This is a genomic window from Paraburkholderia sp. JHI2823 (assembly GCF_038900695.1).
Lineage (GTDB): Bacteria > Pseudomonadota > Gammaproteobacteria > Burkholderiales > Burkholderiaceae > Paraburkholderia > Paraburkholderia mimosarum.
In genome coordinates, this window is record NZ_JAYMRY010000012.1 from 131014 (window position 1) to 156462 (window position 25449).

The 25449-nt window shown below is 64.1% G+C and carries 20 protein-coding genes and 6 pseudogenes; 15 read left to right on the top strand and 11 right to left on the bottom strand.

What is annotated here, in order from left to right:
• Positions 1-99: 99 nt before the first annotated feature.
• The 4 genes from VSR34_RS15985 to VSR34_RS16000 form a co-directional block, all read right to left on the bottom strand.
• Positions 100-1185, bottom strand: coding sequence for a PAS domain-containing protein (locus VSR34_RS15985; RefSeq protein WP_342962901.1), 1086 nt, complete (start codon positions 1183-1185; stop codon positions 100-102).
• Positions 1186-1452: 267 nt separating this feature from the next.
• Positions 1453-2427, bottom strand: a complete 975-nt coding sequence (locus VSR34_RS15990) for a PDR/VanB family oxidoreductase (RefSeq protein ID WP_342962902.1) — start codon at positions 2425-2427, stop codon at positions 1453-1455.
• Between the two features lie 77 nt (positions 2428-2504).
• Positions 2505-3965 carry an NAD-dependent succinate-semialdehyde dehydrogenase gene (locus VSR34_RS15995; protein WP_342962903.1) on the bottom strand — a complete coding sequence of 487 codons (1461 nt, stop codon included), beginning with the start codon at positions 3963-3965 and terminating at the stop codon, positions 2505-2507.
• A gap of 9 nt (positions 3966-3974) precedes the next feature.
• Entirely contained in the window at positions 3975-5123 is a 1149-nt protein-coding gene (locus VSR34_RS16000) for a ring-hydroxylating oxygenase subunit alpha (RefSeq protein WP_051391101.1), read from the bottom strand.
• A 399-nt stretch (positions 5124-5522) separates the two neighbouring features.
• Between VSR34_RS16000 and VSR34_RS16005 the strand changes: the two genes are divergently transcribed.
• The 4 genes and pseudogenes from VSR34_RS16005 (at position 5523) to VSR34_RS16020 (ending at position 9078) form a co-directional block, all read left to right on the top strand.
• On the top strand, positions 5523-6968 hold the full coding sequence (locus VSR34_RS16005) for a cytosine permease (protein WP_342962904.1): 1446 nt from the start codon (positions 5523-5525) through the stop codon (positions 6966-6968).
• A 24-nt stretch (positions 6969-6992) separates the two neighbouring features.
• On the top strand, positions 6993-8144 hold the full coding sequence (locus tag VSR34_RS16010) for a porin (protein WP_342962905.1): 1152 nt from the start codon (positions 6993-6995) through the stop codon (positions 8142-8144).
• Positions 8144-8616, top strand: a pseudogene (locus VSR34_RS16015) (LysR family transcriptional regulator); the annotation flags it as partial. The gene VSR34_RS16010 and the pseudogene VSR34_RS16015, both read left to right, overlap by 1 nt.
• 162 nt (positions 8617-8778) lie before the next feature.
• On the top strand, positions 8779-9078 hold the full coding sequence (locus VSR34_RS16020) for a hypothetical protein (RefSeq protein ID WP_028215611.1): 300 nt from the start codon (positions 8779-8781) through the stop codon (positions 9076-9078).
• 383 nt (positions 9079-9461) lie between these two features.
• Here the strand turns inward: VSR34_RS16020 and VSR34_RS16025 are convergent.
• Positions 9462-9572, bottom strand: a pseudogene (locus tag VSR34_RS16025) (IS110 family transposase); the annotation flags it as partial.
• Here VSR34_RS16025 and VSR34_RS16030 point away from each other — a divergent pair.
• Positions 9567-9698: pseudogene (locus VSR34_RS16030) on the top strand (cell division protein); the annotation flags it as partial. The pseudogenes VSR34_RS16025 and VSR34_RS16030 overlap by 6 nt on opposite strands.
• A gap of 13 nt (positions 9699-9711) precedes the next feature.
• Here the strand turns inward: VSR34_RS16030 and ehuA are convergent.
• The 4 genes from ehuA to ehuB all read right to left on the bottom strand — a co-directional run bounded on the left by ehuA (position 9712) and on the right by ehuB (position 12862).
• Complete coding sequence (gene ehuA, locus VSR34_RS16035; protein WP_028231087.1) at positions 9712-10536, bottom strand: ectoine/hydroxyectoine ABC transporter ATP-binding protein EhuA; 825 nt, start codon at positions 10534-10536, stop codon at positions 9712-9714.
• A gap of 56 nt (positions 10537-10592) precedes the next feature.
• Entirely contained in the window at positions 10593-11252 is a 660-nt protein-coding gene (gene ehuD / locus VSR34_RS16040; RefSeq protein WP_028214182.1) for an ectoine/hydroxyectoine ABC transporter permease subunit EhuD, read from the bottom strand.
• Positions 11249-11917, bottom strand: coding sequence for an ectoine/hydroxyectoine ABC transporter permease subunit EhuC (gene ehuC / locus VSR34_RS16045; RefSeq protein ID WP_342962906.1), 669 nt, complete (start codon positions 11915-11917; stop codon positions 11249-11251). The genes ehuD and ehuC overlap by 4 nt, the downstream gene beginning before the upstream one ends.
• Positions 11918-12007: 90 nt before the next feature.
• Entirely contained in the window at positions 12008-12862 is an 855-nt protein-coding gene (ehuB, locus tag VSR34_RS16050; RefSeq protein WP_028214184.1) for an ectoine/hydroxyectoine ABC transporter substrate-binding protein EhuB, read from the bottom strand.
• A gap of 227 nt (positions 12863-13089) precedes the next feature.
• Here ehuB and VSR34_RS16055 point away from each other — a divergent pair, with 227 nt between their 5' ends.
• The 8 genes from VSR34_RS16055 to VSR34_RS16090 all read left to right on the top strand — a co-directional run bounded on the left by VSR34_RS16055 (position 13090) and on the right by VSR34_RS16090 (position 22395).
• Positions 13090-14511: a PLP-dependent aminotransferase family protein gene (locus VSR34_RS16055; RefSeq protein ID WP_028231085.1), complete on the top strand. Its 1422-nt coding sequence runs from the start codon at positions 13090-13092 to the stop codon at positions 14509-14511.
• Between the two features lie 110 nt (positions 14512-14621).
• Positions 14622-15614, top strand: a complete 993-nt coding sequence (gene eutB, locus VSR34_RS16060) for a hydroxyectoine utilization dehydratase EutB (RefSeq protein ID WP_028214186.1) — start codon at positions 14622-14624, stop codon at positions 15612-15614.
• A gap of 1 nt (position 15615) precedes the next feature.
• Complete coding sequence (locus VSR34_RS16065) at positions 15616-16614, top strand: cyclodeaminase (RefSeq protein ID WP_342962907.1); 999 nt, start codon at positions 15616-15618, stop codon at positions 16612-16614.
• 25 nt (positions 16615-16639) lie between these two features.
• Positions 16640-17854, top strand: a complete 1215-nt coding sequence (doeA, locus tag VSR34_RS16070) for an ectoine hydrolase DoeA (protein WP_342962908.1) — start codon at positions 16640-16642, stop codon at positions 17852-17854.
• A gap of 4 nt (positions 17855-17858) precedes the next feature.
• Entirely contained in the window at positions 17859-18896 is a 1038-nt protein-coding gene (gene doeB, locus VSR34_RS16075; RefSeq protein WP_028214189.1) for a N(2)-acetyl-L-2,4-diaminobutanoate deacetylase DoeB, read from the top strand.
• A 1-nt stretch (position 18897) separates the two neighbouring features.
• Positions 18898-19368, top strand: coding sequence for an Lrp/AsnC family transcriptional regulator (locus tag VSR34_RS16080; protein WP_342962909.1), 471 nt, complete (start codon positions 18898-18900; stop codon positions 19366-19368).
• Between the two features lie 132 nt (positions 19369-19500).
• Complete coding sequence (locus VSR34_RS16085) at positions 19501-20979, top strand: NAD-dependent succinate-semialdehyde dehydrogenase (protein ID WP_028214191.1); 1479 nt, start codon at positions 19501-19503, stop codon at positions 20977-20979.
• A gap of 21 nt (positions 20980-21000) precedes the next feature.
• Positions 21001-22395, top strand: coding sequence for an aspartate aminotransferase family protein (locus tag VSR34_RS16090; RefSeq protein ID WP_342962910.1), 1395 nt, complete (start codon positions 21001-21003; stop codon positions 22393-22395).
• Between the two features lie 483 nt (positions 22396-22878).
• On the opposite strand, the pseudogene VSR34_RS16095 reads toward VSR34_RS16090, so the two are convergent.
• Positions 22879-23022: pseudogene (locus VSR34_RS16095) on the bottom strand (mandelate racemase); the annotation flags it as partial.
• Positions 23023-23094: 72 nt separating this feature from the next.
• Positions 23095-23364 (bottom strand): annotated as a pseudogene (locus VSR34_RS16100) (ISKra4 family transposase); the annotation flags it as partial.
• Positions 23365-23935: 571 nt separating this feature from the next.
• Between VSR34_RS16100 and VSR34_RS16105 the strand changes: the two are divergent.
• Together VSR34_RS16105 and VSR34_RS16110 are read left to right on the top strand one after the other, a co-directional pair.
• A complete protein-coding gene (locus tag VSR34_RS16105; RefSeq protein WP_028214193.1) occupies positions 23936-24178 on the top strand; it encodes a hypothetical protein in 243 nt (80 codons plus the stop codon).
• A 116-nt stretch (positions 24179-24294) separates the two neighbouring features.
• Positions 24295-25204, top strand: a pseudogene (locus VSR34_RS16110) (nicotinate phosphoribosyltransferase); the annotation flags it as partial.
• Positions 25205-25449 lie beyond the last annotated feature (245 nt).

Consider the following 25449-nt stretch of genomic DNA (forward strand, 5'->3'; position numbering starts at 1 on the left):
CCTGCGGGGCACCCCGCTAATCTTCCCGCATGGCCTTCATCGGGAACCGTCGCATGACCGAGGTTCCGCGCGTGCTTGTGCCATGCGATTGCGCCGTGCTCAGCGCGGCGCGGTTCCCGTAGCCGCTCCTTCTTCGGCGGCCGGCTGCATACCCGCCGTCATGTCCGCCGGCTGCGCAGCGCGGCACAGCGCCGTGAGCCACACGTCCTCTCCATGCGGCGCCACGCGCGCGTAGCCTTGCTCCACAACCAGGCGCCACGTTTCGTCGGGCAGTGCTGCACGATACAGCACGCGATAGTCGGCGCGGTGCGCGAGCGCATCGTTCACGGCTGCCTCGCGCGCGGCTCGATCGTCTGGATGGATGTGCTGCGACAGCTCGACAAAATGGCGAGGCGCTTGCGTGGGGTTGACGCCGAACAGGCGGCACCACTCGTCCGAAACGATCAGCTCGTCCTGCGAGCGCAGCCAGCGCCAGGCGCCAAAGCCCACAATGCGCGCGGCGTCGTCGAGCAATTGCAGACGCCGTTGCTGTGCGGATTCCGCTTCCTTGCGCGCGCTGATGTCGATGGTCGTGCCCACTACCCGCACTGGGCGCCCCGCGCCATCCAGCAGCGTGGCCACGCGGGATTCGATCCAGCGGATCTGCCCGTCAGGCAGGATGATGCGAAAGTCCCATACGTGCGGCGCCTTGCTCGCCACCAGCTCGTTCAAGGTCGTCGCGTTTAGCCAGATCGAGTCTTCGGGGTGCAGGATTTCCCAAAATTCGTCGTTGCTGTGAATATCGCGGCCATAGAGTTTCTCGCAGTTGCTCGAATAGATGAGCTCGTCGGTCACGAGATTCCACTCCCACGTCACGATGCCCGCCAGTTCCTGCGCCTGCTTCATGCGCGCCTCGTTCGACATGATCTCGGCGGTGTAGCGGCGGCGCAGATCCGTCATGGGCAGCTCGGTGTTGCCGGCGATACCAAGGTCCTTCACGGCTTCGTCGCCGTAGCGCAACCAGACCCAGTTCACGTCGAGGAAGGCCGCGAGACGGCGCAGGTTCGAATAGTCGATCTCGCCGCCGCGCGTCCACTTGTGCACGGCGGGGCGTGAAATGCCAACTGCGTCGGCCACTTGTTGCAGGCTCAGCTTCTTGTGCTCAAGTAGCACTTTCAGACGGAACGCGAACGTATCCTCGGACATCCATTTCCCTCTATGACGAATCGCGCAGTCGAACAGAACAAGCGAAAAGGGCGGCATACGCCCCGAGGCCGCCAATCGGGCCGGGCATATGCCGCCGGTAACGAGCGGGGGCGCGCGGCCCGGACGTTTCCTCTGCCAGGATGAGTCTGCCAGGATGAGTCTGCCAGGTTACGTCCGGCCGCGTATCTCCCCGCTAGTTTAACGGATCGGCGCGAGCGCGTTTGCGTGCGGCCGGCCCACGAAGGGTCGCCGGTCTGAGCCCTTGGCCTAGAGGTCGATCACGAGGCGCGGCGTGCGCGAGCGTGACACGCAGAGCAGGATGGTTTTCTGGGCGGCCTTCTCGTCATCGTCCAGGTATTGGTCGCGGTGATCGGCTTCGCCTTCGAGGATAGCCACTTCGCAGGTGCCGCACACGCCTTCGCGGCACAGCGACTCCACCCTCACACCGGCGCGCTCGATGGCCTTGAGGATGGATTCGTCCTCGCCCACTTCCAGCTCGATGCCGGACTTCGCCAGCACCACGGTGAACGCCTTGCCGCCGGTGTCCGTCGCGGCGAACTGCTCCGAGTGCAGTTGCGCCTTCGGCCAGCCGAGCAGCGCGGCGTTCGCGTAGACGGCATCGTTAAGGCCTTGCGGACCGCATACGTAGACATGGGCGTCGCCGGGCAGGTTGTGGAAAAGCTTGAAGAGATCGAGCTTCTGGCCTTCGCTATCGATATAGCAGTGCACGTTGGCCGCGTGTGGCCCATTTTTCAGTTCGTCGACGAAGGCGCCATGCTCAGGGCTTCGGTAGGCATAGTGCAGTTCGATTTCGAGAGCGTGTTGACCACCTTCAGGGTGATGCTCGGCCAGTTGCGCGAGGAACGGTGTGATGCCGATGCCGCCCGCAATGAACACGTGCCGCCTGGCATTTTTCGCCAGCTCGAACAGATTGGCGGGCGAGCCGATGGCGAGACGCGTGCCCGCCGCCACCTTGTCGTGCATGAAGGCGGAGCCGCCGCGCGAGGCCTCCTCGCGGCGCACAGCGATCTGATACTGGCGCGTGTCGTGCGGCGAACTCAGGAGCGAATACGCGTTGTGGTGCCACGCTTCGCCGTCCTGCATCGAGACGAGCACATGCGCGCCGCCGTTAAAGCCGGGCAGCGGAGCGCCATCGGGCAACGCGAGCGTGAAGCGCTTGATGAGCGGAGTGAGTTGTTCGACGGCGACGACGTCGACAGTAATCGATTCGCGGGCGTTCATGTTGCCTTCCTTGACTTCCGAATCCAGAAAACGCAGTGGATGCGGCACGGGCCGCATCCGCTCGGCGGGGGCGCGAATTAGCGCGAGATACCCGCCATGCAGAGGTACTTGATCGAGAGAAAGTCCTCGATGCCGTACTTCGAACCCTCCCGGCCAACGCCAGACTGCTTGACGCCGCCAAATGGTGCGACTTCATTTGAGATCAGGCCCGTGTTGATGCCCACGATGCCGTATTCCAGTTGCTCGGCCACGCGCCAGATGCGGCCGATGTCGCGGCTGTAGAAGTACGCGGCGAGCCCGTAGATCGAATCGTTCGCGAGTTGCACGACTTCGGCGTCGTTCGCGAAGCGCACAATGGGCGCGACCGGTCCGAAGATCTCTTCGGAGAGCACGGCCATGCCGGGTTTCGCGTCGGCGAGCACGGTGGGCGCGTAGAAGCTGCCGCCACGTGGGTGCGGAGCGCCGCCCGTGACCACGCGTGCGCCGTGCGCCACGGCGTCGCGAACCAGCCCGTCGACCTTGTTGCGCGCCGCTTCTGTGATGAGCGGACCGATGTTCACACCCTCGGCGAAGCCGTCGTCCACCTTGAAGGCGGATACGCGCTCCCCAAAGCGGCGGCAGAATTCGTCATAGACCGAATCGTGCACGTAGAAGCGGTTCGCGCAGACGCAGGTCTGCCCGGCGTTACGGAATTTCGAGAGCAGGGCGCCTTCGATCGCGGCGTCGAGGTCCGCGTCGTCGAACACGATGAACGGGGCGTTGCCGCCGAGCTCCAGCGACACCTTCTTGACGGTATCCGAGCACTGGCGCATCAGGAGGCGGCCCACTTCGGTCGAGCCTGTGAACGTGAGCTTCTTGACGAGCGGGCTCGTCGTCATTTCCAGGCCGATCTCGCGCGACTTGCCCGTCACGATATTGATCACCCCTGCCGGGATGCCGGCCTCAACGGCCAGCGCGGCGAGCGCGAGGGCGCAGAGCGGCGTTTCGTTAGCGGGCTTGATGACGACGGTGCAGCCGGCGGCCAGCGCGGGCGCGGCCTTGCGGGTGATCATCGCGGCCGGGAAGTTCCACGGCGTGATGGCGGCGACGACGCCAACCGGCTCTTTCGTCACGACGAGACGCTGGTCCGGGTTCGGGCTCGGGATCACGTCGCCGTCGATGCGCTTGGCCTGCTCGCCGAACCACTCGATGAACGAGGCCGCGTAGGCGATCTCGCCGCGCGCTTCCGCGAGCGGCTTGCCTTGTTCGCGCGTCATCAGCGCGGCCAGCGCCTCCTGGTTCGCCATGATGAGCTCGAACCAGTTGCGCAACAGGCGCGCGCGCTCTTTGGCCGTGGTGGCGCGCCACGTGGAGAAGGCGCGTTGCGCGGCCTCGATGGCCGCGCGGGTTTCGCTTGCGCCCATGTTCGGCACGCTCGCGATGCGCTCGCCCGTGGAAGGGTTATGGACGTCGAGTGTGGCGCCGTCGTCGGCGTCGCGCCACTGGCCGTCGATCCAGGCCTGCTCGTGCAGCAGGCCATGATTTTGCAGTGAATTCATGGCGGCCTCTTAGTCCTGGTACTGTTGCGCAAGCAGGTGGTGGAAATGCGCGATGCCGTGCTCGCTCACGCCGCTGCGAGCCTTGTCGACCATGATGCGGCCCTGGCCGCGGTAGCCGCGCGACTTCAGGCCCTTCTGGACGCTTTCCACGAGGCGCAGGTCTTCCGGGCGGAACACGGTGCGATACCACTCGATCAGCTTTTGCTGCTCTTCGGTCGGCTCGTCGTTCAGGAAGTAGATGTCATAGTGCTGGAGCGTGACTTCGGCGCTCATCGGGAATTCGTAGATGACCGTCATGAAGTCGCCGCCGGGCGGCACGTTGAACATCGTGCACGGCCAGGCCCAGTAGCCGCTGAAGTTCGGGTCCTTCACGGAAGGATCGAGCTTGAACGAGCGCTCCGAGGACTGCGCATGGCCGAACTGCAGCGTCCAGTTGCCGTGCAGCGTGTGCGTGTACTGGTCGATCTTCACCGAATCCGAGAAGCCGGGATGAGCCGGGCCGCAGTGGTAGCACTCGAGGTAGTTATCGACGATCGACTTCCAGTTGGCCGGCGTTTCGGTCACGAAGCGCGCGGCCAGCTTGAGGTCGTCGATCACGGGGCACGACTTGCGCAGGCTGGCTTCGAGGCCCGGCAACTGGGCTTCCACGCCTTGTGCGTCCGGGTTCAGGTTGATGAACACGAAGCCCGCATACTCCTCCACGCGCACCGGCACCAGCGTCGAGTTTGCCTTGTCGAACGATTCCACGTGATCGCAGTTGTTGGCGTGCGCAAGCTCGCCGTCGAGCTTGAACGCCCAGGCGTGGTATGGGCAGGTGATGACGTTCTTCGCCTTGCCGCTGCCTTCCAGCAGCTGGTGGCCGCGGTGCGGACAGACGTTGTAGAAGGCGCGCAGCACCTTGTCCTTGCCGCGCACGAGAAGAATGCTTTCTCCCACCACCTCCCGGGTCGCGTAGGCATTCGGCTCGGCCAGTTCGCTGCGGTGCGCGACGCAGATCCAGGTGTTCTCGAAGATCTTCTTTTCTTCAGCCTTGTAGACCGTTTCGGCGGTGTAGTAACTCGCCGGAAGGGTCCAGGCCAGCTCCGGGTTGGCGCAAAAGTCGGCCGGCAGCTTGGGGAGTTCGGGTTTCGTGTGGAATTCGATCGGGAGATAGGTCATGGGGTTCGCCATACTGAAGTTGATTAACTGTCGGTTACAACAAAACTGTGGGTTAACGAAAATATAAAAGAAAACTGAATGAGGTTGGATCAGGGTTATCCCTCGGAGATGTTCAAAGACGCGCGCTAGCTTGATGCGTAGCGCCTATTCTTCGTGTTAGAAGTCGACGAAGATTGATGCGAGTCATAGCGAATGGGTTTCTTCGCGGACGTCAATAGGAGGATCCGATAGTGAGACGAAGCTCTTCAGGGTGGGTACTATTGTTAACTGAGAGTTTTGAGTTAACCGTAGGATAACCGCGTCGTGTCTGGAAACTGGAACCTTTGGTATCGGGGCCGGCGTGAGGAGCGCTGCCGCGTCGCGCGGCGGCGTTCGAGCCACCCCACTACTGGAGGAGACATGTCCCAAGATGCAATTGCTGACGCGTTGGCCAAAGAGCCCTCGCGCGCCAAATCACGGATCGAATCGCGCTCGATCGACTATGTGCCGCTCGCCGAGCGCAAGGGCAAGGCCTGGCATTTGTGGCCCGTGTGGTTCACGGGCGATGCCAACCTTGCGACCATCGCGGCCGGTGCAATCGGCATCAGCATGGGCGGCAACCTGTTGTGGAGTGCGATCGCCATCGTGCTCGGCAACGTGCTCGGCACCTTCTTCATGGCGTTCCATTCGAGCCAGGGGCCGCAACTCGGGCTGCCGCAGATGATCCAGTCGCGCCCGCAGTTCGGCTACATGGGCGCGTTGCTCGTGTGGGTGGTCGCGCTCGTTACCTATATCGGCTACAACTCCTTCAACCAGCTGATGGCGGGGCAGACCGCGCATCATCTGCTCGGCACCGAACCGCATCTGAGCTACATCGTCTTCACCGTGATCTCGGTCGCGCTCGCGGTATTCGGCTATGACCTGATCCACAAGGCGCAACGCTGGCTCGCGTTCGCGCTACTGGCCGCGCTCACGATCTTCAGCATCGGCATGTGCATGAAGGTGCAGTTCCCCGCGGGCCAGTTGAGCCTTGCCGGCTTCAAGACCACGCCGTTCCTCGTGCAGCTCTTCTCGGCGGCGGCGTACCAGCTCTCGTGGTCCATCTACGTTTCCGACTACTCACGATATTTGCCGCCGAATACGGGCGTGCGCGCCACCTTCTGGTGGACCTTCCTTGGCGCGCTGCTCGGTGGCGTCTGGATGATGCTTGTGGGCACCGCGGCGGCGGCGCTCAACTCGCAGATCGAGATTTCGGATGCGGTCCAGCGTGCGGGCGACATGATTTTTCCGGGCTTCGGCACCGTCACGCTGCTGCTCTCGCTGTTGGGTCTGCTCGCCATTACCGGCCTGAACTTCTACGGCGCCTCGCTCACGCTGCTCAGCATCACCGACTCGTTCAAGCCGCTCAGGTCGAATGCGACCAAGCGCGTGGTGAGCCTCGTCGTGGTGGCCATCGTGGCGACGTCGCTCGCGTTCTCGGCGTCGGACAACTTCATGGGCAAATTCGGCGACTTCCTCGGCATTCTTGGCTATCTGTTCACGCCGTGGACCGCAATCAATCTCGTCGACTTCTTCATCGTGCGTCACTCGCATTACTCGGTGCGCGAGATCTTCAACCCGCGCGGCATTTACGGGCGCTGGAACTGGCGCGGCCTGACCGCCTACGCGGTGGGCTTCGTCGCGATGATTCCGTTTTTCAAGACGGAGCCTTACACGGGGCCGGTCGCCGCTGCGCTGGGCGGCACCGACATCGCCATGCTCGTGGGCCTGCCTGTCGCCGCACTGGTCTATCTGTGGGCCTGCCGCTCGCTCGACATCGAAAAAGAACGCCAGCTCGTGCGCGAAGCTGACCGTGGCCTGAACTGATCCCGCAGCAATCAACACGACAACATGAAATCGATGAATACCATGCGGCTTGCCGCATTGCATGCGGCTGTGCTCGCGCTCGCCGCGCTCCCCATTGCGGCCCGTGCGCAAAGCAGCGTCACGTTCTACGGCATACTCGACGCAGGCGTCACCTATGTGAGTAACGCTGGCGGCTCGTATCAGGTGAAGTTCGACGACGGCGTTTCGTACGGGAACCGCTGGGGCCTGAGGGGCACCGAAGACCTGGGCGGCGGCGTCAAGACGGTTTTCAAACTGGAAAGCGGCTTTCACGTTGGCAACGGCAAGCTCACCAACGGAGGATCGCTGTTCGGCCGCCAGGCTTATGTAGGTTTGCAAAACAACTGGGGCACGCTCACGTTCGGCAACCAGATCGACATGACGCAGGAATTTGTCTACCTGTACAACGTTTCGGCATGGGCGAGCGGCTACGCCATCAACCAGGGCGACTTTGACCGCATGAACGGCGACCATCTGCCGAACGCGGTGAAGTTCATGTCGAACACGGTCGGCGGCTTCCAGTTCGGGGGCATGTACTCGTTCAGCAATACGCCGGGGGAATTCCATACGGGCAGCGCGTGGAGCGTCGGCGCGCAGTATCAGCATGGCGCATTCTCGATGGGCGCGGCCTATACGCAGTTGAACAACCCGTCGGGCATCTACGCATTCGACCCCTACGCAATGATCGGCGTGCACACGTTCTTCGGCAGGCCTACAGTAAGCGTCGATCCGGCCACGGGCACCGTCACCTCGCTCTACGCGGATACGCCTTTCCCGGTGGACAAGCAGGGCGCCTTCGGCGTGGGTGCGAGCTACGCACTCGGCAATGTCACGCTGATGGGCGCTTTTACGTATACGCAGCTCAAGGCGTTTGGTGAGAGCGAGCACATGCAGGTTGCCGAGGGCGGCGCGAACTGGCAGATCACGCCCGCGGCAAGTCTCGTGGGCGGCTACCAGTACACGCACTTCGAGGGCCACCACTGGAATCAGCTTTCGGTGGGCGCGCATTACCTGCTTTCGAAGCGCACGGACGTGTATATCTCTGGCGACTGGCTCAAGGCCTCGCAGGGCGTGGATGCGGTGATCGGCTATAGCTTCACGCCTTCTTCCACGACCACGCAAGCCGACGTGCGCATCGGCATGCGCCATTCGTTCTGATGAAGCTGCCGGCTTCACCAGAGCTGGACGACCTGCGGGTTTTCTGCATGGTTGCCCGCAAGTCGAGCTTCAGCGCGGCCGCCGAGGCACTTTCCGCCTCGGCGGCTTACGTGAGCAAGCGAGTGGGCATACTCGAATCGAGTCTCGGCACGCGGTTGTTGCACCGCTCGACGCGCCGCGTGGCAATCACGACGGCGGGCGAGCGCGTGTACTCCTGGGCCGAAAAAATCCTCGACGACGTGGACCAGCTCGTCGAGGACGTCTCCAGCACGCGGCACATCCCGCGCGGCACGTTGCGCGTGTCGAGCAGCTTCGGCTTCGGCCGGAAATTCGTCGCGCCGGCGCTGGCGGCCTTGTCGGACCAGTATCCGCAACTGAACGTGCAGCTCGATTTGTTCGACCGCGTAATCGATATCGTGGGCGAGGGCTTCGATCTCATCGCATCGGCGACGACATCGCGGGCCATCTCATAGGAACCTTCAATTCTATTCGCTTCACTATGTACAGCAAGCCTTCCGTTGTTTCAAACCCAACACCTGCCTTCGTCGCTCGGCAGGTTTGTTCTGGTTGTGCAACGATAGCCGTGCTATTCGCACCTGTCTGAAGACTTTGGACAACCCAACGGGGAGGGTACATGAGAGAAGACGCCACGACGCTGTATGTCGCTTCAGAGGACATTGAAACAGCGCTAGACCTGCTCGAGAGCGTTGAGGTCGAGGTCGGATTCGACAACGATGATCCGGAGAGCATCGAGCAGGCGATTCTAGCCGTCGAGGAGGCGATCAATACCCGCCTGATGGGCCATCGGGGCGATGTACGGATTGAATCAGCGATCCTTCGCGTCAAGTTCGACTTCCGGTGCGCAATCCTCGATCAAGCCTCGTCCGATGACGCTGATGATGAGGCCATCAACTGCATCCACACCCTCCATTGAACATTGCTGGCCCACTTGATCCGTTCGCCAGAGGAAAGCGAGTGGGCCACGGCTTAGCGCCATCTTCGGCACGAAAAGTACTACAAGGGCTTCCCCGTTGAGCGCAAGCTCAATCGCGGATTTACGTTGGTGCTTTGCCGTTGCCTGCGTTGCGTGAGAAGGTGAAGGACTGCAGAACTACAAACGGTCATTGTGGGCCAGTGGCCCGGACCCTGATGAAAGACGCGCGCGGGGACCTCGCTCGATTATCGGGATTGAAGTCCCAGTACTTTTCGCAGGTACGCCCCGGGCGGGGCCAACCCGCTTCACATCACCGCTGGCAGTGCAAAGTGATCTTCTGTCTGGTCATGGTCAGATGGCGCTACGGTGTGGATGTCGGTGTTTTAACCGGCAGATGGATCATGTTTGAAGTCATCGCCGTATCTCAACAGGGCCCACGCCATCCTCGCGTTCTTGGCAGCAAGAGCCACCGCAGTGCGCCAATAGTCGCGGCGGCAAGTGCAACATCGCCCGCACCGTTGCGGATTGCGCTTGAGACGGCGCGAGGCGGCCTGAGCGTTTCGTTCGTGAAGCGCCGCGGCCCGCATCGCGATGACCCCGTCTTCGTTGCACTGTCTCCGCGCCGCCCGTCGATCAGGTGGCTTCGCGCACCGCGCGCAGGAACTGCTGCGTGCGTTCGTGCTGCGGCGACGCGAAGAACTGCTGCGGCGGCGCCTGCTCGATGATCTTGCCTTGCGAGAAGAAGCACACGCGGTCCGCGAATTCCTTCGCGAAGCCCATCTGGTGCGTGACCATCAGCATCGTCAGGTTGTGCTCCGCGCCGAGGCGGCGCACGACGTTCAGCACTTCGCCGCACAGTTCGGGGTCGAGCGCCGACGTCACTTCGTCGAACAGCATCACCTTCGGGCGCATCGCGAGCGCCCGCGCAATCGCGACGCGCTGCTGCTGGCCGCCCGACAACTGCGACGGGTAGTGATCGCACTTGTTCGACAGGCCGACCATCGACAGCAGTTCGCGGGCGCGCTCGACGGCGTCGCGCCGGCTCATGCGCAGCGTGCGCATCGGCGCTTCGATCGTGTTCTGCAACGCGGTCATGTGCGGGAACAGGTTGAAGCTCTGGAACACCATGCCGATCTTGCTGCGCACCGCACGGACATGGCGGTCGTTCGCCGGCACCAGCCCGCCGTTGCGGCGCATGTGCGTGAGCGGCTCGCCGTCCACTTCGATCATCCCCGAGGTCAGCGGGTCGAGTGTCATCAGCACGCGCAGCAGCGTGGACTTGCCGGAGCCGCTCGGCCCGATGATCGCGACTTTCTCGTTGCGCGCGATGTCGAGGTCCAGCTCGTCCAGCACGGTCAGCGTGCCGTAGCGTTTCGTTACGCCGCGAAAGCGCACCATCGGCTGGTCGTGCTGGGCCTCGGCCAACTGACCGAGGGCGGGGTCGAGATCCCGTTTCATCTGCTTCTCCTGAATTTGCATGGCCGTGTCGTCCGTTGTGGCGCTCGGGGTGCGGCTCACGGCAGTCTGACGCGCCGTTCCAGATGCCGTATCCCCGAGGCGAACGTGATGCTGATGACGAGAAAGAACAGCCCCGTCATCGTGATCGGTTCGAGGTAGCGGAACGTTTCCGATCCGATATTTTTTGCCTGCTGCATCAGTTCAACGACGGTGATGGCCGACAGCACCGGCGTGTCCTTGAACATGGCGACGAGGTAGTTGCCGAGCGCCGGAATGACCGGCCGGATCGCCTGCGGCAGGATCACGTCGCGATAGGTGCGCGAACGCGAGAGCGACAGCGCGCACGCCGCTTCCCACTGGCCGCGCGCGACGCCGTTCAGCCCGGCGCGGTACACCTCCGAGACGTAGCACGCGTAATGCACCGCGATGCCGATCGTGCCCGCGGTCAGCGCGGTCATCGTAAGGCCGTAGAGCGGCGCGACGTAAAACAGCACGTACACCTGGATCAGCAGCGGCGTGCTGCGGATGAATTCGACGACGAACGCGGTCGAGCGCGAAACGGTGCGCACCGGGCTGCGCCGCAGCAGGGCGAGCACGAGACCGAGCACGAGCGCGATCGCGAAGCCGACCAGCGTGATGCCGATCGTGTACAGGCAGGCATGCAGCAGCGCGGGTGTGATCTGCAGCGCGTAGCCGATGTCGAAAAGCTGGCTCATCGTGCGACTCCCTGCAGGATGCCGTGGCTCACACGGCGTTCGACGCGGCGCATCAGCAGCACCAGCGCCTGCGCGATCACGAAGTAGATGAGCAGCGTGAGCGCGAAAATTTCGGCGGTCTTGAAGGTGGCCTCGTCGAGCTGGCGCGCGCGGAACGTGAGGTCCGAGAGCGTGATCAACGAGACGAGCGAGGTGCCCTTGATCAATTCGATCATCAGGTTCGTGGCAGGCGGCAGCGCGTTGATCATGGCCTGCGGCAGCACCACGCGAAAAAGCCGCGTGCGCGCCGACATGTACAGCGCGAGCGCTGCTTCATACTGGTCGCCCGGTACGGACCGCAGCGCGCCGCGCAGGATTTCCGAACCGTAGGCGCCGTAGTGCAGTCCGAGCCCGACTACGGCGACCGTGAACGGCGTCAGCTCGATGTGGAACGGCGGCAGCGGCAGCACGAAGAAGAACCAGAAGAGCTGCACGAGCAGCGACGTGCCGCGGAACACCTCGACGTAGGCGTTGGCGATCCAGCGCACCGCGCGCCACGGTGCGGCGCGCAGCACGGTGGCGAGGCTCGCCATCACGATCGCGAGCACGATCGCGAAAGCCGCGATGCTGATGGTGAGCCCGGCGCCTTTCAGCAGCAGCGGCATTAATTCGTTGAGGTCACCCATGTCGTCTCCTTGCCTGCGATGACGGTTGGCGGTGCCGTGCGCGGCGCGTCGCGAAGAACGCACTGCGCACGGCGCGTTATGCGTGTTCGCTTAACCGCCGCACAATTGCGCGGCGGTCTTGTTCGTCACATTCGACTTGTCGAAGCCGAACGGCGCGACCGTCGACAGATGGTCCGGCGTGCCGAGCCATGCATGCAGTTGCTTGTTGACGGCGTCGCGCAGATCCGTGTCTTCGGGGCGGAAGGCGAGTGCGCCGTACCCTGTGTGCTTCGGATCGTCGCTGAACTGCTGGATCGCTTCGACCTGGTCCGACGCCTTCGCGGCGAGGTCCTTCATCGTCAGCGCGGTGCCGGCCGCGGCATCCGCGCGGCGAGCGCGCACGGCTTGCAGTTGCGCGGTCGTGTCGGGCACCTGGAGCAGCTGCGCATCTTTTACGCCCGAATCGCGCGCATAGCCGAACTCGACCGAACCGGCCATTACCGCGAGCTTCACGTCCGGGTTTTTGCTGACGTCCGCATAGCTGTGCAGCTTTTTCGGGTTGCCCGGAAGCGTGAGCAGCGTGTCGTGGATCTGATACTGCGGGTCGGCGAACGCGACCTGCTTGCAGCGCTCGGGCGTCACGTACATGCCGGCTGCGATCACGTCGAAGCGTCCGGCGCGCAGGCCCGGAATCAGCGAACCCCATTCGGTCAGCACCGCATCGACCTTTTTCACGCCGAGCTTTGCAAAAATCTTGCGCGCGATTTCCGGCGATTCGCCGGTGACCGTGCCGTCCGGCGTCGTGTACGCGAACGGTTTTTCGTTCGCGTAGCCGATGCGGACTTCGCCGGTGCGCTGAATGCGCTGCAACGTGGTTTCCGCGTGTGCCGCCATGGCGGCTGCGCCGGCGGCGATGCACAGTGCGCCGAATGCGCTGATCGCGCGGAGTGCTGGCTTCAGTTTCATATCGATTCGTTCCCGTAGTGGTACGTCGCGTTTGAAGTATGTCGCCGCCCGCTACCGGCAGGCTTGCGGCTAGTGGAAAACCCTTGTCCAGCAAGGACTTCGCAGGGGCGGGTCCGCAGACATGGACTGAGCATACAAAGCCATATTTTTGTTCCCGATTGCTCTAGGACAATAATTTTCAGGCGCGCTTTTGGGTGACCATGAGTGCAAGTCGAAGGAGAGAGAACGTGGCGGGTAGGGCGAACGATCGGGTAGCGGCGAGCTGGCGCGAAGCGGTGGGCGCAGCGCATGGCGCCGAATCCAAATACAAGCGGCTCGTGAAGGCCATTGCAGGCGACATCGAAAGCGGCGCGCTCGGCGCCGGCGCACGGCTCGCGCCGCAGCGCGAAGTGGCGGCGGAACTCGGCATCAGCGTGCAGACGGTTACGAACGCTTACAAAGAACTGGAGCGACAAGGGCTGATCCGCTGCGAAGTCGGGCGCGGCAGCTTCGTCGCCGCGCGCGTGACGGAGTCGATGTCGAACTACATTCTCGATACGAGCGAGCGCGAGATCGTCGATTTCTCGATCGCGCGAATCGTGCACACGCCCGAGCACGACGCTAGCTGGCGCGAGGTGTGCGCGACGCTCGCCACGCTCGACGATCAGCCGTGGATCCGCTCGTTCCGGCCCATCGCGGGTTTCGAGCATCACCGCCAGGCGGGCGTTGCATGGCTCGCATCGCTGAACATGCCCGCGCAGGCGGACACGTTGCTCATCACCAACGGCGCCGCGCACGGCATCTTTCTCGCGCTCGCCACGACGGTCGGCCCCGGTGATACGGTGCTGTGCGAAAGCCTCACCGATCACGGCGTGATCGGCTCCGCGAACGTGCTGGGGTTTACGCTGAAAGGACTCGAAGTCGACGAGTACGGCATCCGGCCCGAGCACTTCGAGGAGATGTGCGACAGCGAGCGGATCAGCGCGCTCGTCTGCACGCCGACGCTGAACAATCCGACCGTATCGATGATGCCGGACTCGCGGCGCCGCGCGATTGCGCGCATCGCCGACCGTTATGGCGTGTACGTGATCGAGGACGACGTGTACGGCGCGCTGCCCGCGAAGGCGGCGACACCGATCGCGAGCCTGATTCCGGAGCTCGCGTTCTACAGCACGAGCATGACGAAGTCGGTGTTGACGGGGCTCCGCACCGGCTACCTCGCGATGCCGCGCCGGCTCGCGCTGCGCACGGAGAGCGTGCTGCGCGTGAGCAGCTGGATGGCGACGTCGCCGATTGCGGAGATTGCGACGCGCTGGATCGTGGACGGCACCGCGAAGCGGCTCGTCGCGCTTCAGCGCGAGCGGCTAGCGGTACGCCAGGCGATGGTGCGCGCATCGCTCGGCGAATATGTGCTCGGCAGCCATCCGCAGGCGCTGTCCGTGTGGCTGCGTGTGCCCGATTACTGGCAGGCCGATCGCGTGGTGCGCGAGCTGCGCAACCGGCAGATCGCAATCACGTCGCCGGACCCGTTCCTCGTCGGCAGCACGCCGCGGCCGAACGCGGTGCGGCTGTGCGTCGGCGCGGAAGTGAGCGATGCCGCGTGCAAGGCGGCGTTCGACACGATTGCCGAGGTGTTCGAACAGTACCCGCATCTGAACGATTTCATGTAGCGCAGCAACGCCCGCGAATCGGCGGGCGCGGATTGTACCAGTACATTCGAAAGGCAATCTGGCGACATTAGACTGGGCCGCACTGAAACATTTCCCAAGTCGTGCGCCTCATGTCTTCACTCACGCTTGCCGACGTCTACCGCGCGCGCCAGAGGCTTGCCGGGCGCGTCGCGCCTACGCCGCTCGTCGCGTCCGCATCGCTCACCGAACGCTCCGGCGTGCCCGTCTACCTGAAGCTCGAAACCGTCCAGCCGACCGGCAGCTTCAAGCTGCGCGGCGCGACCAACGCGCTCGCCCAACTCGCGCAAGAGGGCGTGAGGCGCGTCGTCACCGCATCGACTGGCAATCATGGCCGCGCGCTCGCCTATGCGGCGCACGCGCTCGGCATCGAGGCGGCCGTGTGCATGTCGGCGCTCGTGCCGCAAAACAAGGTTCGCGCGGTCGCCGCACTCGGCGCGCGCATCGTGATCGCCGGGCACAGCCAGGACGATGCGCAGATCGAAGCGCAACGCCTCGTGCGCAAAGAAGGCTACGCATTCGTCCCGCCATTCGACGATGCGCGCGTCATCGCGGGCCAGGCGACGATCGGCCTGGAGATTCTCGAAGCGCTGCCCGATGCGGCGACGCTCATCGTGCCGCTGTCCGGGGGCGGCCTTTTCAGCGGCGTCGCGTTCGCCGCGAAGGCGATCCGGCCGGACGTCACGATGATCGGCGTGTCGATGGCGCGCGGCGCCGCGATGCACGCCAGCCTCGCGGCGGGCAAGCCGGTGCCGGTCGACGAACTCGAAACGCTCGCCGATTCGCTCGGCGGCGGCATCGGCCTCGACAATCGCCATACCTTCGCGATGACACGCGCATTGATCGACGATGTCGTCCTGCTCGACGAGGCGTCGATCGCGCGCGGCATCGTGCACGCCTACCGCGAAGAGCGCCTGGTGGTCGAAGGCGCGGCGGCGGTCGGCATCGCCGCGCTGCTCGACGGGCGCATCGGACACATCGAACGCCAGGCGGACAGCAGCGATACCGCCGGCCCGATCGTCGTGGTGCTGAGCGGCGCGAACATCGACATGGCGCAGCACCTGCGCATCATTTCGGATAACTGATATGCGTTTGCCGATCACACTCCTGAACGAGGCGCAACTGCGCGCGCTCGTGCCGCTCGACGTCACCGCCATCGACCAGGTCGAATCGGCGTTCGTGTCGCTCGCGACCGAGGCGGTCGCGATGCCGCCGATCCTGAATCTCGCGCTGCCGGAGCACAACGGCGAGGTGGACGTGAAGACCGCGTACCTGCCGCGCTTCGACAGCTTCGCGATCAAGGTGAGCCCCGGCTTTTTCGACAACCCGTCGCTCGGTCTGCCGAGCCTGAACGGGCTGATGCTCGTGTTATCGGCGCGCACCGGCCTGACCGAGGCTGTGCTGCTCGACAACGGCTATCTGACCGCGGTGCGCACCGCGGCAGCCGGCGCCGTGGCCGCGCGCTGGCTCTCGCGCCGCGACGCGAAGCACGCGGCGATCATCGGCGCGGGCGAGCAGGCGCGCCTGCAATTGAAGGCGCTGATGCTCGTGCGCAACATCGAATCGGTCAGCGTCTGGTCGCGCGACGTGGCGCAGGCCGAACGCTACGCAGCGGACATGAGCCGCGCATACAACCTGCTCTGCACGGTGGCCGGCTCGGTGCACGAAGCGCTCGCGCACGCGGACGTCGCGGTGACGGCCACCCCGAGCCGCGAGCCGCTCGTTGGCGCGCACGACCTGCACGCGGGCCTGCACGTGACCGCGATGGGCTCCGACGCCGAGTACAAGACGGAAATTTCGCCGCTGGTGTTCCGCGCGGCGCACTACATCTGCGACCGGCTTTCGCAGACGCGCGTGCTCGGCGAGCTTTCGCATGCGATCCGCGCGGGCGTCGTAGCCGCCGACGCAGACTTCCCCGAACTCGGCGACGTGATCGCCGGACGCCGCGAGGGCCGCACGCGTGCGGACGAAATCACGATTTGCGATCTGACCGGCACCGGCGCGCAGGACACCGCGATTGCGGCGCTCGCGCTGCAACGCGCCCGCGCGAAGGGCGCCGGAACGATTTTCGATAACCATTCTTGACAACGTCAGGCACTGAGAGGGAACGATGTCAGCAATTGAAGAAGGGCAGGGGGCAGCATCCGGGCCTCGCCTCGCATTCGAGCGAAGCGAGTACGATGCCCGGATCGCCAAAACGCGCAGCGCGATGCAGAAGGCGGGCATCGAACTGCTGATCGTCACGGATCCGACCAACATGGCGTGGCTCACGGGCTACGACGGCTGGTCGTTCTACGTGCACCAGTGCGTGCTGGTGCCGATGCAAGGCGAGCCGGTGTGGTACGGGCGCGGCCAGGACGCGAACGGCGCGAAGCGCACCGCGTTCCTCGCGCACGACAACATCATCGGCTATCCCGACATCTACGTGCAGTCGCCGGTGCGCCATCCGATGGACTACCTGTCCACCGAGGTGATCGCCGCGCGCGGCTGGGAGCGCCTCACGATTGGCGTCGAACTGGACAACTACTACTTCAGCGCGGCCGCGTATGCCTCGCTGCAGAAGCATCTGTCGAACGCGCGCTGGGCCGATGCGACCGCGCTCGTGAACTGGCAGCGCGCGGTGAAGTCGCCGCGCGAGATCGAGTACATGCGCGTCGCCGCGCGCATCGTCGAGAAGATGCACGCGCGCATTCTCGATGTCATCGAGCCGGGCATGAAGAAGAACGAGCTCGTCGCGCAGATCTACGACGCGGGCATCACCGGCGCCGACGGTTTCGGCGGCGACTATCCGGCCATCGTGCCGCTGTTGCCGACCGGCGCCGACGCCGCTGCGCCGCACCTGACCTGGGACGACTCGAAGTTCGAACAGAACGCGGGCACGTTCTTCGAAATCGCCGGCTGCTATCGCCGCTATCACTGCCCGCAGTCGCGCACCGTGTATCTCGGCAAGCCGCCGAAGCACTTCATCGAAGGCGAGAAAGCGGTCGTCGAAGGCATCGAGGCCGGGCTCGCCGCCGCGAAGCCGGGCAACCGCTGCGAGGACATCGCGAACGCGTTTTTCGCGGTGCTCGCGAAGTTCGGCATCGAGAAAAACAGCCGCTGCGGCTATCCGATCGGCGCGAGCTATCCGCCGGACTGGGGCGAGCGCACGATGAGCCTGCGTCCCGGGGACCGCACCGTCCTCGAACCCGGCATGACGTTCCACTTCATGCCGGGCCTCTGGCTCGACGACTGGGGCCTCGAAATCACCGAGAGCATCCTGGTTACCGATACGGGCGTCGAGACCTTCTGCACCACGCCGCGCAAACTGTTCGTGAAGGAGTAAGCCGATGCGAGCGTCACCGATAACGCCCACCGTCGATTTCGATAGGGACGGCGAGCAGCACGGCTTTTTGAAGCTGCCGTACTCGCGCGACGATTCCGCGTGGGGGGCCATCATGATTCCGGTCACCGTGATCCGCCGCGGCGAAGGCCCGACCGTGCTGTTGACGGGCGGCAACCACGGCGACGAGTACGAAGGACCTGTGGCGCTGTCGAAGCTCGCCGGCTCGCTGAGAGCGGCCGACGTGCGCGGGCGCGTAATCATCGTGCCGTTCATGAACTACCCGGCGTTTCGCGCGGGCCGGCGCACGTCGCCGATCGACGCGGGCAACCTGAACCGCAGCTTCCCCGGCAAGCCGGACGGCACGGTCACCGAGAAGATCGCCGATTACTTCCAGCGCTATCTGCTGCCGATGGCCGATTACGTGCTCGACATCCACGCGGGCGGCCGCACGCTCGACTTCGTGCCGTTCGCGGCGATCCACGTGCTGTCCGACCGCGATCAGGAAGCCCGCTGCGCGCGCGCGATGCGCGCGTTCGGCGCACCGTACTCGATGCAGATGCTCGAACTCGACAGCGTCGGCCTGTTCGACAGCGCCGTGGAAGAGGCGGGCAAGGTGTTCGTCTCGACGGAGCTGGGCGGCGGCGGCACGTCGACTGCGGCGAGCGTCGCAATCGCCGAGCGCGGGGTGCGCGGCTTTCTCGCACATGCCGGTGTGCTCGCGCAAGCGTCGAACGAAGCGGCTCCCGTTTCGGACGCCGCGCGCACGACGACGCTGCTCGACATGCCCGACGGCGACTGCTTCACGACGAGCGAGCATCACGGCCTGCTGGAGATGTGCCGCGACCTGGGCGAGATGGTCGAGAAGGGCGACGTGCTCGCGCGGATTCACGACGTGAGCCGCACGGGCGCCGCGCCCTTCGACTACGTTGCGAAGCGCGCGGGATTGCTGGCCGCGCGGCACTTCCCGGGCCTCGTGCAGGCGGGCGACACGGTCGCGGTGGTCGCGCACGTCGTCGAACGCAACATCCCCGTGGCGGCGTGACTTGATCAAGCTCGATCGCTACGACCTCGCCATCCTGCGCATTCTCGCGCGCGACGGCCGGATCACGAAATCGAAGCTCGCCGAGGAGGTGAATCTGTCGATTTCGCCGGCCTGGGAGCGCGTGCGCAAGCTCGAAGAGAGCGGCGTGATCCGCGGCTATCGCGCGGACATCGACTGGGCGGGCGCGTTTCGCGGCAGCCGCATCGTCGTCGAGGTGACGCTCGCGCGTCATACCGCGCACGACATGCGGCGCTTCGAGGAGCGCATCGTTTCTGCACCCGAAGTAAGGCATTGCTATGCGACTGGCGGCGGCGTCGATTACGTGCTGCACGTGATGTCTCGCGACATCGACCATTACCAGCGTTTCGTCGACGCGCTCCTCATGGAGGATATCGGCATCGAGCGCTACTTCACGTACATCGTCACGAAGATCGTGAAGAACGCCCCGGACGGCGTACCGGACTGGGACTGAAAGATTTTCTGCAACGTCGGCGCGCAAAGAGAAAAAACCGCGTGCGGCACGGCGTAAAGCCGAAATTTCGCAAGCCGCATTTGCGAAAGAATGAGGCTCATGACGTCGCTACGTTATCGAGGAGGAGACGACATGCTGCCCGGACACCCCGTCCTTTTCAAATCGCTGTGCTACATGGATGGCCGCTGGATTCACAGCGACACCGCCGCGACAGTCGCCGTGCAAAACCCCGCCGATCAAAGCGTGATCGGTCACGTGCCGATGCTCGAACGCGCGCAGATCGTCGCGGCCGTCGACGCCGCGCAACGCGCGTTCGAATCGTGGCGCTGGGTGCCTCAGCAGCGCCGCAGTGCGGTGCTGCTGCGCTGGCACGAACTGATTCTGCGCCACCTCGAAGACCTCGCCGCGCTGCTGTCGCTCGAACAGGGCAAGCCGCTCAATGAATCGCGCGGCGAAATCCGCTACGCGGCGAGCTTCGTCGAGTGGTTCGCGAACGAAGCGAAGCGTCTCGCGGGACGCACGATTCCGACGCACATCGACGGCGCGCATCTCGGCACGCTGATGGAACCGGCTGGCGTCGCCGCGCTCATCACGCCGTGGAATTTCCCGGTCGCGATGATCACCCGCAAGGCGGCCGCCGCCATCGCGATCGGCTGCACGACCGTCGTGAAGCCCGCGCACGAAACGCCGTTTTCGGCGCTCGCGCTGGCGCAACTCTCGGAAGAAGCTGGCTTCCCGGCCGGCGTGTTCAACGTCGTGCTCGGCGAACCGCAGATGGCGATGGAAACGCTCGTGTCCGACACACGCGTGCGCGCGGTGAGCTTCACCGGCTCGACGCGCGTTGGTGGCCTCGTCACGCAGGCAGCTGCGCAGGCGGGCATCAAGAAGGTCGCGCTCGAACTCGGCGGCAACGCGCCGTTCATCGTGACCGAAGACGCGGACCTCGAACAGGCGGTGAAGGTTGCCGTCGGAGCGAAGTTCCAGACGTCGGGCCAGGATTGCTGCGCGGCGAACCGCATTTTCGTCGCGCGTGCGCTGTACGAAGCGTTCGTCGAACGCTACGCGGCAGCCGTGTGCGCGCTGAAGACCGGCCCGGCGTTCGAGGAGGGCGTCGACGTCGGCCCGCTCATGCATCAGGCTGCGTTCGACACGACCGTCGCACGCGTCGCCGATGCGCGCGAGAAGGGCGCACGCATTCTCGCCGGGGGCAAGCCGCACGCACTCGGCGGCTGGTTCTACGAACCGACCGTGATCGCCGATGCCCGGCCCGGCATGCGCGTCTACGACGAGGAAAACTTCGCGCCGATTTCGGCGGTCTGCGCATTCGATACGCTCGACGAAGTGGTCGCGAAAGCAAACGACACCGAATACGGACTTGCCGCGTATGTCTGCGCGAACCGTATCGACACGATCTTCCAGCTCGTGCGGCGGCTCGACTTCGCGATGGTGTCCGTCAATGGCGTGAAGTTCACTGGCGCGCCCATCCCGTTCGGCGGCATGAAGGCATCGGGCCTCGGCCGCGAAGGCGGCGCGGAAGGCTTCGAGCCGTTCACCGAAACCAAATATTTCTGCCTTGGCAACCTTGGCCTGCCGCTCACGGCGACGGCCTGAACCTACATCAGGAGCACCATCATGACCCGATCGCTCGACGCACTGTTCGAACAGGACCGCACACACTTCATGCACCCCTCCACGCACGCGTACGATCACGCGTCCGGCGCGCTGCCGGGCAAGATCATCCGCGGCGCGAAAGGCATCCGCATCGAAGACCATCAAGGCAAGCAGTACATCGACGCTTTCGCGGGCCTGTACTGCGTGAACATCGGCTATGGCCGCACCGAAGTGGCCGAAGCCATCTACGAGCAAGCGAAGCAGCTCGCGTATTACCACACGTATGTGGGCCACTCGTCGGATGCGATCATCGAACTGTCCTCGCGCATCATCGACTGGGCGCCCGCCGGCATGAAGAAGGTTTACTACGGGATGTCCGGCTCGGATGCGAACGAAACGCAGATCAAGATCGTCTGGTACTACAACAACGTACTCGGCCGCCCGAACAAGAAGAAGATCATCTCGCGCGATCGCGGCTATCACGGCTCGGGCATCGTGACCGGCAGCCTGACCGGGCTGCCGAGTTTTCATCAGCACTTCGACCTGCCGGTCGAGCGCGTGAAGCACACCATTTGCCCGCATTGGTATCGCAAGGCGCCCGCCGGCATGAGCGAAGCGCAGTTCGTCGCGTACTGCGTCGAGGAACTCGAAAAGCTGATCGCGCGCGAAGGCGCGGACACGATCGCCGCGTTCATCGGCGAGCCGGTGATGGGCACGGGCGGCATCATCGCGCCGCCGCAAGGCTACTGGGCCGCGATTCAGGACGTGCTCAAGAAGCATGACATCCTGCTGATCGCCGACGAAGTCGTGTGCGGTTTCGGCCGTATCGGCTCGAAGATGGGCTCGCAGCATTTCGACATGCAGCCGGACCTGATCACTGTCGCGAAAGGATTGACGAGCGCGTATGCGCCGCTGTCCGGCGTGATCGTCGGCGAAAAGGTGTGGGACGTGATCGCGCGCGGCTCGCAGGAACACGGCCCGATGGGGCACGGCTGGACGTACTCGGGACACCCTGTGTGCGCGGCAGCGGCGCTCGCGAACCTCGACATCCTCGAACGCGAGAACCTGACGCGCAATGCGGCGGAAGTCGGCGCGTATTTCGGCCAGCAATTGCACGCGGCGTTCGACAATCATCCTTTCGTCGGCGAAGTGCGTAGCATCGGCATGCTCGCGGCGCTGGAGTTCATGGCGGACAAGGACGCGCGCAAGCCGTTTGACGCCGCGCTGAAAGTCGGTCCGCAAGTGTCGGCGGCAACGCTGCAACGGGGCGTGATTGCGCGCGCGATGCCGCACGGCGACATCCTCGGTTTCGCGCCGCCGCTCGTGATGACGCGCGCTGAAGCGGACGAGATCGTCGGAATCGTGAAGGAAGCAGTCGACGAAGTGGCGGAGCGCACGCTGGCTGTGGCGGGGTAACGCTGGTGGGCGGTGGCGGGCCGGGTGGTTGCAGCTTTGCCCGTGGTGCCGGCTGCCGCCGCCCGCGCATGTTCGTTGTGCGATCGAGCTTACCTGCAATGCCGTGGCGTTTCTCGTGAGCGGCAAGCGGGTCGTGTTGATCAAGCGCGCCGTCGAAGGCAGGAATCGCGGCGCGCCTGGTCACGTTGTCCGGTTTGCGGACGTTGCCTGGCTGGGACATCTGGTGGCTCTATGCGACGCGACGCTGGGTTGCCCCACACGCAGGCTGGAGGTACCATTTTAAATAGATAGCATGATCGCATTTCAATACGCATTCCTTATTGTGTGAATGCACGTCGCCAAAAGTGCATCTGGTCATCCGGTCACTATCGCCCAGTTCAACGCCGGCGAAAGAGCGGATGCAGAGACGCAGCAACCGAACACCGTTGGCCGCACCCATCTGTCTTTGTTAAGCGTCGAAGCTTCCGGATTTTCTGGCAGAAGCTATGTCGATAACTTCCGCATCTCTTCGATCAGGTCCCGCTTGCCCTCAAACCCGATCCCCGGCAAATCCGGCAGCGTCACGTAACCGTCTTCGACTTTCACTCCATCGGGAAAGCCACCGTACGGCAGGAAAAGATCCGGATGTTGGTGCTCGCAGTTTTTGCTAGCCATGACCACGGATTTTGGGAGTGGACGAAAAGTGAGGGAGCGTACGGTTCAGCGTCGAACAGACTCAGACGACCTGAAATGCGGAAAACGCTTCAGGAAACAGCGCTCCAATCTACCGTCAAGCAGCTCGACGCGAGTCTGCAGCAGATAATGCGCTCCCTTCATGGACCAGCGCATCTGTTGTCGCTTTGACAGGCGGCGATTGACCAAGTGATTCATGACCGATTCCGCTGATGCCGACGAAACGCGGCGTCCCTCCATACGGGCCTGCTGGTAGTCGACAAGGTCTCGCTGGTTGTTTTCCAGGAACGAGCGTATCCCGTTGATTATGTGAAGCTTGGCGGGATCCTGGAGAATTTCCCGGCCAAGCGCGCGGCGTCGTGTCGTTCGTGCACGGCAGCGGCAGCAGCGCGGCTGAAAGTAGCGGACGGTGTCGCCGAGTCGCAGATTCCCGACAGCGCCGATGCTGCGGTCGACCATCAAATCGTATGGCTCGCCATTGTCTTCGAACAGCGTGATGCTGACGCGGCCGGTGTCGATCGCAATGACGACCGCATTCGCATCCTCGGGTTTGCCGTCCCGGCGTTCGTCGCGGCCGCGTCGCCGGACGTCACAAGTGCCGGTGCCGCGCCGACAAGGAAACTGTATCGCCATCCACGTTTCAAGGTGACTTCTCCGCTGTTTTCCGCAAGCGCATATTTGCCGACGTTACCGGCGCCTCGACGGTGACGGCATTTGACCGCCTGGGAGCGTTGCAGGGCTTGACTTGCATCAATTCCTTCGCCGCCGCTTCGCCGAATCATGCGCATACGGGGGGCGCTTCAGCTAGCGCAGCCCCTGCATCCGTGAATTTGCGAGAAAGAAATCCCGGTGGGCGATGGAGGAAGACATGATCAAGAATGTGGGTACTGCTGAAAAGATTCGGGCAGAAATTCTGCGCCGGGTTCAAGAGGATGCCGATCTTGGTGACAGCTGCCGTGATTGCGACATTTCGATTCCGCGCAAGGTCGATCCAGTGGAGAACGGGGGGTGCAATTGGATCGTCGACGAGTTTCCAGGGGTTGCGCAGGAGTGTATGGCGCCTTTGAAAGCCGTGATCGGCGAAATGATGCGCGAATATGAACTGTCCTGAGCCTTTGCGGGACCTGCGTTCGCAATCCTCTGCGCAGGTCGGTACGTGCCTGGCCGGAGAGCGACGTGTCCAGCATTTTTCCGACTGCTCCCGCGCCGTAGGGGCGCGCCATGATCCAGCTAGTTGAGAGCCGCGTCATGAACCTGCTGCACTATCAGACGCTGGTGGCGAGCAAGGCAGCACGCATCGTGCTGGCGGCGCGCGGCAATCAACTCGTCGACTTTGGGCTACGGCGCGCGCACCGGTGCCGAGGCCGGCCTCCTCTCGGCGCGAGCCAGCTATCTGGCCGGATTCACCGGCACCGCGCCACAGCTCGCGGGCGCGCTCTGGGGCATACCCACGTTTGGGACGATGGCCCATTCGTATGTTCAGGCGCACCGCAGAGAACTCGACGCATTCGAGCACTTCGCGCGAGCGCAGCCGCACAACGCCACGCTCCTCATCGATACCTACGACACGGAAGCGGCGGCCGGCACGGTGGTCGAGCTCGGGCGGCGATTGGCATGCGATGGCATTTCCATCCGGGGCGTGCGGCTCGACAGCGGCGATCTTGCCACGCACGCCAGGCAGGTACGCGCGATTCTCGACGAAGGCGGCATGCAAGACACGACGATTTTCGCGAGCGGAAATCTCGACGAATACCTTTTGCGCGACCTGATCCAATGCGGTGCGCCAATCGATGGCTTTGGCGTGGGCACGCGGATGAACACCTCTGCGGATGCGCCGTACCTCGATTGCGCCTGCAAGCTCGTCGAATACTCGTGCGAGCCGCGCCGCAAGCGCTCGGAGGGCAAGGCGACACTGCCTGGCCGCAAGCAGGTTTTCCGCAACCATGATGGGGCCGGCCGTATTCTCGAGGACTGTCTCGCACTGGCGCATGAAATGCACGACGGTGTCCCCTTGCTGGGTACCGCGATGCGAGACGGCCAGCGGTGCGCGCTGCCGCCAATCGACGCAATTCGCGCCCATGCCGCGCGCGAGCCTGCGTCGCTGCCGGGGCGCCTGCGTACGCTCAAAGGTTCAGCCATTTCGGCCCCGGCTCTCCGCACGACTCGAGGCGCTCATCGCACAGTTGGACCGTGGTTCCTGACGTGAATTGAGAAGCCATTGTGCCGGGCGGCTTTTGCCTTTTGCTCCAGTCACGAAGACGAGGAGAGTTCCGCAAATTGACCGGCAGGGCCCCGATGCCGTTGCCGATCACCAGCTGGCGGCAGTTTCACGGAATGTCTTCGTCGATCGAAACCAGTGTATGTCCGGATGTCTCCCGGTAC

Coding starts and splice junctions, on each gene's coding strand:
- VSR34_RS15985 (WP_342962901.1), bottom strand. CDS start 1,185: ATGTCCGAGGATACGTTCGCGTTCCGTCTGAAAGTGCTACTTGAGCAC.
- VSR34_RS15990 (WP_342962902.1), bottom strand. CDS start 2,427: ATGAACGCCCGCGAATCGATTACTGTCGACGTCGTCGCCGTCGAACAA.
- VSR34_RS15995 (WP_342962903.1), bottom strand. CDS start 3,965: ATGAATTCACTGCAAAATCATGGCCTGCTGCACGAGCAGGCCTGGATC.
- VSR34_RS16000 (WP_051391101.1), bottom strand. CDS start 5,123: ATGACCTATCTCCCGATCGAATTCCACACGAAACCCGAACTCCCCAAG.
- VSR34_RS16005 (WP_342962904.1), top strand. CDS start 5,523: ATGTCCCAAGATGCAATTGCTGACGCGTTGGCCAAAGAGCCCTCGCGC.
- VSR34_RS16010 (WP_342962905.1), top strand. CDS start 6,993: ATGAAATCGATGAATACCATGCGGCTTGCCGCATTGCATGCGGCTGTG.
- VSR34_RS16020 (WP_028215611.1), top strand. CDS start 8,779: ATGAGAGAAGACGCCACGACGCTGTATGTCGCTTCAGAGGACATTGAA.
- ehuA (WP_028231087.1), bottom strand. CDS start 10,536: ATGAAACGGGATCTCGACCCCGCCCTCGGTCAGTTGGCCGAGGCCCAG.
- ehuD (WP_028214182.1), bottom strand. CDS start 11,252: ATGAGCCAGCTTTTCGACATCGGCTACGCGCTGCAGATCACACCCGCG.
- ehuC (WP_342962906.1), bottom strand. CDS start 11,917: ATGGGTGACCTCAACGAATTAATGCCGCTGCTGCTGAAAGGCGCCGGG.
- ehuB (WP_028214184.1), bottom strand. CDS start 12,862: ATGAAACTGAAGCCAGCACTCCGCGCGATCAGCGCATTCGGCGCACTG.
- eutB (WP_028214186.1), top strand. CDS start 14,622: ATGTCTTCACTCACGCTTGCCGACGTCTACCGCGCGCGCCAGAGGCTT.
- VSR34_RS16065 (WP_342962907.1), top strand. CDS start 15,616: ATGCGTTTGCCGATCACACTCCTGAACGAGGCGCAACTGCGCGCGCTC.
- doeA (WP_342962908.1), top strand. CDS start 16,640: ATGTCAGCAATTGAAGAAGGGCAGGGGGCAGCATCCGGGCCTCGCCTC.
- doeB (WP_028214189.1), top strand. CDS start 17,859: ATGCGAGCGTCACCGATAACGCCCACCGTCGATTTCGATAGGGACGGC.
- VSR34_RS16085 (WP_028214191.1), top strand. CDS start 19,501: ATGCTGCCCGGACACCCCGTCCTTTTCAAATCGCTGTGCTACATGGAT.
- VSR34_RS16090 (WP_342962910.1), top strand. CDS start 21,001: ATGACCCGATCGCTCGACGCACTGTTCGAACAGGACCGCACACACTTC.
- VSR34_RS16105 (WP_028214193.1), top strand. CDS start 23,936: ATGATCAAGAATGTGGGTACTGCTGAAAAGATTCGGGCAGAAATTCTG.